The 8,778-nt window shown below is 55.3% G+C and carries 9 protein-coding genes; 5 read left to right on the top strand and 4 right to left on the bottom strand.

The features are described from left to right. From E4U03_RS03865 to E4U03_RS03850, 4 genes are all read right to left on the bottom strand, one after another. A partial coding sequence (locus E4U03_RS03865) for a hypothetical protein (protein WP_135011676.1) occupies positions 1-616 on the bottom strand: 616 nt, incomplete at its 3' end. Positions 617-891: 275 nt separating this feature from the next. Beyond that, the gene (locus E4U03_RS13535; RefSeq protein ID WP_135011675.1) at positions 892-4,593 is read right to left on the bottom strand and encodes an LPXTG cell wall anchor domain-containing protein; all 3,702 of its coding nucleotides are present in this window, start codon (positions 4,591-4,593) and stop codon (positions 892-894) included. Positions 4,594-4,773: 180 nt separating this feature from the next. Further along, entirely contained in the window at positions 4,774-5,103 is a 330-nt protein-coding gene (locus E4U03_RS03855) for a hypothetical protein (protein ID WP_135011674.1), read from the bottom strand. A gap of 266 nt (positions 5,104-5,369) precedes the next feature. Beyond that, complete coding sequence (locus E4U03_RS03850) at positions 5,370-6,035, bottom strand: hypothetical protein (RefSeq protein ID WP_135011673.1); 666 nt, start codon at positions 6,033-6,035, stop codon at positions 5,370-5,372. A 159-nt stretch (positions 6,036-6,194) separates the two neighbouring features. On the opposite strand from E4U03_RS03850, the gene E4U03_RS03845 reads away from it, so the two are divergent. From E4U03_RS03845 to E4U03_RS03825, 5 genes are all read left to right on the top strand, one after another. Continuing rightward, a complete protein-coding gene (locus E4U03_RS03845) occupies positions 6,195-6,845 on the top strand; it encodes a ParA family protein (RefSeq protein ID WP_135011672.1) in 651 nt (216 codons plus the stop codon). After that, positions 6,845-7,156 (top strand): hypothetical protein, encoded by a 312-nt coding sequence (locus tag E4U03_RS03840; protein WP_135011671.1) that lies wholly within the window; start codon positions 6,845-6,847, stop codon positions 7,154-7,156. The genes E4U03_RS03845 and E4U03_RS03840 overlap by 1 nt, the downstream gene beginning before the upstream one ends. Before the next feature lie 45 nt (positions 7,157-7,201). Beyond that, positions 7,202-7,684, top strand: coding sequence for a single-stranded DNA-binding protein (locus E4U03_RS03835; protein ID WP_194210379.1), 483 nt, complete (start codon positions 7,202-7,204; stop codon positions 7,682-7,684). A 31-nt stretch (positions 7,685-7,715) separates the two neighbouring features. Next, positions 7,716-8,081, top strand: coding sequence for a hypothetical protein (locus E4U03_RS03830; RefSeq protein WP_135011669.1), 366 nt, complete (start codon positions 7,716-7,718; stop codon positions 8,079-8,081). Between the two features lie 184 nt (positions 8,082-8,265). Continuing rightward, positions 8,266-8,775: a TnpV protein gene (locus tag E4U03_RS03825; protein WP_135011668.1), complete on the top strand. Its 510-nt coding sequence runs from the start codon at positions 8,266-8,268 to the stop codon at positions 8,773-8,775. Positions 8,776-8,778: the final 3 nt, after the last annotated feature.

Genomic DNA, 8,778 nt, shown 5'->3' with positions numbered 1-8,778 from the left:
CAATTACCTGGTACTCACGGGTCACACCTGCCTCATCCGTGATATACACATGCGCGCACCTATCAACGTAATGCAACAGACCCCACCCAGAGAGCCGGTCATCAGGATAGTCAAGGTTCACATGCCCAGCCAGCACACTCGCTTTACCCTTTGCACCTAGCGGTGCACTCAACGATGAGAGCAACCCACCAGGAGCAGACGGAATACCATCAGAAAACAACCCATCCGTGAAATACCCCGTAGCATACCCACCAGCCCCATCAGACAAAGACGGCACCACCCACGAACCAGGCTCAGGGACCACCTCCCCCAGCGCCTCACCGGTACACTGCACCGGCACCGGGGTCAGATTCTTGACCTGAGGAGTAGAGAAGCCGGCTATCGGGTCAACGTTCTCGGCCATGAATCCGTAGGCCGGCTCATAGAATTCCTGGCCGTCCTGCTGGAAAATCTCCCCGCTGGCATCCGGGTGGCGTAGCTCATACGGTGCATACACCTGGCCATCGACAATTTTCCATCCAGATAAAAAAGCGCCCAGAACCACAACAGCCACTATCAGCACCGCAAGGCCCACCACAGCCCCGATGAACCGATTCTTCTGTCTTACCTGTTTCATCACCAACTACCTTCCGTCACCAGACCCCTACAAAAAGAAGGCGCTGACAGAGAAAAACCTCCAGCAGCGCCCAGGCACATACACCAAGCCCAAGCCCTGCATCATCTCTCTCTGCCAACGCCAACCCCCTTGACTCACAACGTCACTGAGGGGTACCCCACCATCAGACAGGCACCAGCCCTGATACTCAAGAAAGTCCAATCAAAGAAGGGTACATGCTTCTTTGTCTTGAGTACCAGGGCCAAGTTGCCCTTATGCGGTGGGGAATCTACTTACTAGCTGTTCTTCTTTCGGGCCCCAGCCACCAGCGCCCACGCACCAGCACCGACAAAGCCAGCTAGCAGCACACCGCCAGCAGTCAGCAACCCAGCCACCGGCATACCGGCAACACGAGCTTCGCCACCGGTCTTAGCGCCCTCACCCTTGACCACAGCAGGAGTGCTAGGAGTGGTCACATCAGGGGTGCCGGGGTTCTCAGGGATAACAGGAACAACCGGCTCAGGGGTGAAAGTCTTCACGGTGTTAGAGGTTAGCTTCTCACCGTTGTAGTTCTCCACAAAGGTGTTCTCAACATCGCCGGTACCGATACGCTGGGCCTGCATAAAGACAGTGAAACCCTGCTCAGTTGCCCGGTTGGCCTCTGAGGACATGAGCGCAAGGAAAGCGTCGGTTGCCTCGTAGGTGACAACACCGTTCTCGTGCTTCTGGGTGAAGTAACCAGTGATGTCGGTTCCTACTGCTACAGTCTTACCGTCAGCATCCACGAAAGAGTGCTGAGAAAGAACCTTGAAGTTACCCTCGTAGGCGTCCTTTGACTCGTCCCAGTCATCAACAATTGACCAGGACTCGGTCAGGCCAGCGCGGTCAGCCGGCAAGGTTGAGGAGTTCAGCTGGTAATTGAAAACAGTGTTCAGAGCAATTTCAGTACCGTCAATCGAATCCTTATCCCCCACGTTGATAACGACGTCCTTGGTGGGGTTAATTTCCTTGAGCTTGTTAGCAACGGTGTCGGTCTGGGTGCGGTGCTCGTTAGTGACCTGCCATGCAGTGTTGAGGATGTCCCCATCGGCGTTTGCGGTCACGGTGTAGGGCAGTACGTGGATGTACTTGTACCCCATCGGCAGAACAACCTTGCCGCCATCGGTCTTCATCATGGAAGAGATGCCTACAGCGCCGCCGTTGGTGAACCCGTCTACCTCACCGTTGGTGACGGTGTAGGAGTCGGTAACTTCCTTAGCCGTTGCCAGCTTCACAGCAGCAGAAACCTTCTCAGGAGTAGAAGTATCAGTGTCGCCGGGAACCTGGTAGACACGTACCTGGGAGGCGTCAATCTGACCGTAGCGCTCATCGAAGTCATCAACCATGCCCGAGACCTTGATGGTGTCGGCGGTGTTTTCCAGGTTGGTGGTATCTTCAACCAGCTTGTAGGAGATTACATCCCCTACGGTCACAGTCTTACCGTCGATGTTGGAGCCATCGGTAGCTGAGGTATCAACCTTAGACGGGGCGATAACGGGCACGTAGTTGCGGACAACCTTGGTGAGGGTCTTATCCTCGTTGGTCAGCTGGGTTGCCTGGTTAGTGAACTCGCCGGGGGTGGCGTCCTTCTTCACGTGGCCCAGCAGGGTGAGACGATAGTCCTTACCGACCAGTTCGGCAGGGTTCTTGGCCAAGATGGTCACTTCGCCGGTTTCCAGGTTCCATTCAGCGGTGAACGCCTCAGAAGAAACGGTGTTGCCTTCTGAATCAACGACGGTGAACTCGCCAGTGGGGGCCCACTTGGTCTCATCGTAGTTATCGTACTTGCCCAGCTTGGTCACTTCGCTGGTGGTATCTGCAAGGTCAGCAGCTGAGAGGGTCAGCTGGTAGTTCAGTTCCGCACCGGGCAGTACACGGGTGTTATCGACCTCTACACCTGAAGAGTTAACCACGGTCTTGTCGGGGTTAATCTTGGGCTCGTAGTAGGTCTTGTCTTGAGTGAACTGAAGTTCGTCGTTGACGATAGCGAAACCGGAGTCGATAAGGGTGTCTGCGATACCGTCAAAGAGGCTGGTCTGGTTCACGTGCAGGGTGTAGGTGGTGTTCAGCTTCAGATGCCCGGGGTTCTTAGCGGTGGCAAGAATCTGGTGCCCTGCCTTGCCGTTGTGGACGCCGTCCACGGAGGTGATGGTGAACTGGTCGGTGACGTTGTTACCTTCAGCGTCGGTTACAGCTACTTCGTTCATGTTCACGGAGACAGGCATGCGGCCGTCCTCGGTGAAGTAGATGTGGTCGCCCAGGATGAATGACTCAGGTGCCTGGTAGCCTGTGGCGTAAGAGATGGTCTGGGTGGTGGTTTCGCCAGCGATAATCTTCTTACCCTCGTCCTTAGCAACCTTTTCTACTACGGGGATGGGGGCAAAGAGCTTGGTCAGGCCGTAGGAAACAGAGGGTGCTTCAACGCTCTCGCGGGTAGGCTCAGTGGGCTTGGTGGGTACTGAGGGAACCTCTTCCAGAGTCGGAGGGGTAGGTTCGGTGGGCTTGGTGGGCTCTACCGGGGGTTCGTCCTCAACGATGCACTTTTCAGCGGCAACGGTGGCAGCTTCATAGATGGAATCTGAGAGGGTGTTCATCTCACCGACAAAGTAGTCGCGGCCCTCGGTGGGTGAGGCTACCCCGGAAATGCCCTTGATGTAGCCCAACATACCGGCTTCGTCCGATGAGAAGTGGAAGGGGTCAGAGGGGTTGTTGACGGCCTCATCACGAATCATCACGGGGATGACGTCGGTGCCGGATGCCTCAAGACGGTCTGCAACAGCTTTGGCAGCGTTGAACGCTTCGTCCGAGCCGTTGGAGGCATTCAGGGGTGAGTGAATACCAACCTGGCCATCTACGGTATAGGTGTTGGGTGCGCCGTCGGTCAGCAGCAGGGCGGTGTCGTACTTAACGCCGGTATCAGCCTGGTGCTTTTCAATAGCAGCCAGGGCAGCTTCCCAGTTGGTGCCCAGGGTCTGGAAGTTGACGCCGTTCCATTCATCGCCGGAGGTGCCTACGGGAGCGTCCTTGGAGTGCTTGTCGATGCCATCAATCCAGGCCAAAGCAGCGGCCTTACCGGCATCGGTGCCAATGTTGAATACGGCAGAGGGTTGGTTGCCTGCGATGGTGGTGATAGGGCCAACGGGAACTTCGCCGGAGCCGGTGTCTTGGAAGTTTACAGCAGAGTCACGAGCAAAGGTGAAGAAAGAGACCTCAGCACCATCAACCTTGGAAAGACGCTCGACCATCTGCTTGGCCTGGTCTTTCATAGTTGCAGTTTCAGAAGCATCGAAAGAGCGGGAGAGGTCAAAGGTCATGGCCACGCGCGGAGGCGCACATTCGCCAGCTTCGATAGCAGCCTTAGCAGCTGCAACCTTAGCGTCGTAGGCGGCCTTGTCAGTCTTGAACTGAGCCAGTGCGCTCTCGTAGGAGGCAGCCTCTGCCTTGTACTGGGCCAGTTGCCCCTCGTAAGCGGCCTGGCGTTCAGCGTTAATCTTCTCAGCCTCAGCCTTAGCAGCTACAGCGTCCCTGTAAGCGGCATCGTCCTTCTGGTACTGGGCCAGTTCAGCCTCGTACTTAGCGTCAGCTGCGGCCGTCTCTTCCTTGTACTGGGCGATCTTGGCGGTAATCTCAGCGATCTTGGCCTCAGAGTCAGCAGTGATGGTATCCAGTGCTGCCTGAACCTCAGCGGTTGAGCCGGTGGTAATGGTCTTGACCTGGGTTTCTGAGATGTTCAGGCCTGCGTCCTTAGCGGCCGCAACAGCAGCGAGTAGCGCCGAGTTATCGACAGGAACTTCGCGGGTGGTTGATTCTGCCTCGGAGGCGGAAATAACTGAGCCAAATGAGCCAGTATCGACCGCGTTTGATGCGGGCATGGAGGCAAAAATGGAGGATGCAACCAGGCCGGTTGCAACCAGGGCGCCAGACTTGCTGGCTACTACCTTAAAGGATGCTCGTGACACTTCTTAGGTGTCCTTTCTTCAGATATGTGTGAATCGAGTGATTCGCGTGGTGTTTGTTTCTTCCCGCCTATCAGGTAGGCGGGGTTTCCATCACAGATACCTTCAGCTCACTGGTAGGTGAACTAGGTAGGGACTGCGGAGGGCTATTGAGGTGCCGAGTTATCCCGAATCAGGGGCTTACTACTGGCCAGAGTGAAAGTTCAGCGGGTAGCCAGATGCAGGGGCTACAGGCTGTTTAGTGATAGCCGCGTCGATTAAGTCCATCAGCCCCAGGGTGAAAGTGATGCTGGGGTAGAGTTCGCCGTCGATGGTGACGTTATTGGCGGTGAGGGTGCGGCGGGCTACCGGCTTTTGATAGCCATACGGTGCCGGGGTGGCCCATTCTTGTGCAATGACGGTTTCCTCTGTGAGGTCTTGGGCGTTTTCAAAGGTGGCTCCCTGGGCGGTGAGCCATTGGCCGAAGGTGTCGCCCAGCAGAGCGTTGATGTCGAGATAGTGGGTGATGCTCATGTGCTTCTCTCTAAGAAAGTGGTGTATGTGAGTGAGGGAAGAGTGCCAGGTGAAGAGCTGTGGCAATACGTTCGTGGGGGACATTGCCACAGACTCTCTCACTCTGGTTGCACCTTTAGAGGTTCTCTCGCGAGAGAGTGGCGGGTGTCCGCTTTCCAGGTGGTCAACCCCGCCAGCACTTCAATTATATATGAGAATAAGAAATAGTTATTGTTTTCCGAAACTTTTAGGCACAAAAAGAGGAGTCCCAGGTCAAAGGTAGTTTTTTAGGGCGACACGAAGAGTTTCACATCAGATTCCAGGAAGAGATTGGCCCGCTCAATGGCTTCTACCAGCTCTGCATCTGGCCGACCGGCTAAATATTTTTGGCGGTTCAGGCCAAAGGCTTCTTCAAAGAACAGATTTTGTGTTGCCACCAATGCAGGCAATGGGGAGGTTTCTAGATAGGCTGCCAATTCTAGGATGCGATAGATTGGCAAAGTTCCATCGCTAACCTGCCGAGAGAAGTTCGAGGGCTGCATTTCAATATGTTGGGCCAGCTCTTTTTGGGTTGCTGCACGTCGATTTACATCCAGCCAGCGCTTGAGCTGTGCCTCCGGAGGGCCAAAGCCTGCCCCAGCTATTGCTTTACCCTCTCTTACAAACCGTTGATGAAGCAGTTCGAGGGCTGAGTAAAGCGGCACCGCTTCGAGGAGGGTGAGCTGGCTGCACCGAAGTGCTTCATATCCGTCAAATCCCCCCAGCTCCCCCACTGGGTTTTGTCCGTATGCTCTGGCGATGGCGATAACCGTCTTGGGAGTAATGCGGTTGCCGCTTCGCTGTTCTGAGATGGTAGAGAGGCTCAGGCCTGCCTTGGTGCAGATGTCCAGGAGGGTAGCATCTGGCGCGATGCCCTCTATCCACCGGGTGAACGCTGGTGATGCAATATTCACTGGGTGCTTCCTTGCAGATTGTCGGAGGTCTACCCTGATTTTACGGTATGTGCTTTCACTGCCTTTCGAGGCGTGGGTGAGGGCTGGTCAAAAAAATTATTCATATCATTTCATATCACATGGTTGCATATCATATTAGTTAGGGGTTAGACTGTAGGCATGATCTTACTTATCGGAAACCATAAAGGAGGGGTGGGCAAGTCCACCCTGACCGTCAACCTAGCCACCACCCTCCAGCAGCAGGGAAAGAGCATCACTATTGTTGAGGCCGACCCCTCTATCCACACCGCCTCACGCTGGGCAGATGACAGGGATGAACTTGGCCACGGCTCCATCATGACCCTCCGCAAAGAGGGCCGCCTGGGTGCAACCTTGCGGGAGTTGAACGAGAGCTACGATGTGGTTCTTGTCGATACCGCAGGTAAGGACTCCAAGGAGTTGCGTTCAGCGATGGTGGTTGCTGACCTCATGCTTATCCCCACACGCCCAGCCCAAGCCGACCTGGATGCAACCGTGGACTTGATGCAGATGGTGGATGAGGCCCAAGATATGAATCCCACCCTCATTCCCCTGATTGTCATTTCGCAGGCATCCACCCACGTGATGAGCTCTGAGGCTCTGGAGTCTAAGGAGTACCTGACCCAGGCCGCACCACAGGCAGCCCTGGCAGATGTGGTGGTTCATCACCGCAAGGCGTATCAGGCGGCACTAGCTGAGGGTAAGGCTGTTACCGAGGGTACTGATTCAAAGGCCAAGGCTGAGATTCAGTTACTCGCCCAAGAAATTCTCACACTGACCGAAGGACGATAATGGCATCTACTTTTCGCCAGCGGCCCACCCCAAAAAATGAGGATGCCTTTATTGAGGCAGCAGAGGCACCGCGCACCATATCCGAGCCCGAGCAGGGCGCGGATAAGTCCGCAGATTCACCCGAGGCCCGTCTTGAAAAGCGAGCGGCAGGACGCAAGTACGGTATCTACACCCTCAGAGGCACTGAGTCTCAGGCCGAGCTACTGAAATATGCGGCCAAGCAGAAGGGTATGAGCCAAAACGAGCTGATTAGCCATTACCTCTTTGAGGCTATCGAGTTTGAGTTTGGTGCGGACATCCCCATCAAGTAATCACATCATGTCATGTCACATGATTCTGAATATCTGGAGAACCCCATGAACAACGAAATTTCCCTCACCATCACCGGCAACCTCACCCGAGACCCCGACCTGCGATTCTTCAAAGAAGGGGCAGCAGTGGTCTACATGACCGTTGCCCACACCCCGCGAGTCTGGTCAGCGGCAGAAAAAGACTACGTTGCTGGCGTCACCACCTACATGGACGTCGAAGTACGCTCCAAGGGTAGCGAACGTCAGAACGATTACGTTCAGCGCATCAGCGAAGAACTGCAAAAGGGCGACCGAGTTATGGCCACCGGCATGCTTGTAACCAAGGAACGCAAGCGCGACGGCGAAACGATTCGCTCCTTGAGCCTAATTGCTGATGAGGTAGCAGTCTCGAACCGGTTCGTCTCTATCACCATCAACCGCAAGCCCAAGCCCACACCAAGCGCACCGGAAGAAGCAGCCTGGACTGCCGCACCCGTACCCGCTTCCCCCGACTCGCAGCGCCCGCCCCTTGCAGGCTGGGACAGCTAGCTAGCACCACATTCTCACCCAGGAGGCTAAGATGAGCCAGATTTACTACACCGTTCCAAACCACCCCCAGCAGCAGGTGCCGCAGGCCCCGATGCCTGCACCGATTCAGCATCAGTACTACTACCAGCAGCCCATGATGGCACCTGCACCGCGCAAGCAGAATCCTGTAGCTGGTTTCTTCCGTGGGGTCGGAAACGTGTTCCGCTGGCTCCTCTTAGCCTTCCACCACACCGCAGTAGCCCTGAGCTGGATATACATCCTCATCCCATTCCTGGGCTGGAACCGCTACAGCCGCATCCTGCTGGGCTACATTGGACTGACTTTCTTCTCAGTGTCCACCATCCTGTTTATCTACAACCTGCTCAGTGGCAACCTTGAGATTCCTCAGACCTACTAACTAACCCCTAATAGCCTAGTTTCGTAAATAAATAACTTTCTATTAAACATATCTTTCCACGATTAAAGTAGGTGGCATCTATCAGCTATCTACATGGAGTACATCGTGGCGAAAAAACACGGCCTAATTGAGGGCCAGCTCGATATTTTCGAGTTCCTATTCTCAAACCCCCAGGAGGTTCAAGATGAGCAACTACGCAACAATAGCCAGGCAGAACTGGCAGACCCTAGCGCCGAGCACCTACGCCCAGATGCAGCAGGAAATGAACCTGGACGAGCACTTTCAGCAGGTTCAGGAACAGGCCGAGCTAATGGTTCAGGATCTGATGTTCCAGTACGCGGGCCAGGACTCTCCGAACGAGGGCTATCTACAGAAGGTGGGCCGTTTGGAAGCAGCCAAGAAGCGAGCGGAGGAAACAGTGCGTCAGGAGCTTTTGACTCCCCCGCAGGAGCTGTGGGAGCAGGAGGTGCCTCAGCCGATGAGCGAGTGGGAGATTCAGAGCGAGATGCTGTGGAACGACCAGTACCTGCGCGATTTGAAGACCAGCATCAACAGCCAGTACCTGAGCTCGGAGGAACCGCAGGACATCGAAATCCGCTCAGCGAACCTGGCCTACCAGGAGAAGGCCGCCCCGTACTTGGAGAGACAGCAGGAGCTTCAGCAGATGCTCGAATCCTTGAAGAACAATCAGTAGAGC

The sequence above is a fragment of the Rothia nasimurium genome (assembly GCF_004569295.1).
GTDB classification, from domain to species: domain Bacteria; phylum Actinomycetota; class Actinomycetes; order Actinomycetales; family Micrococcaceae; genus Rothia; species Rothia nasimurium_B.
This window is presented reverse-complemented; position numbering and strand designations above follow the sequence as displayed.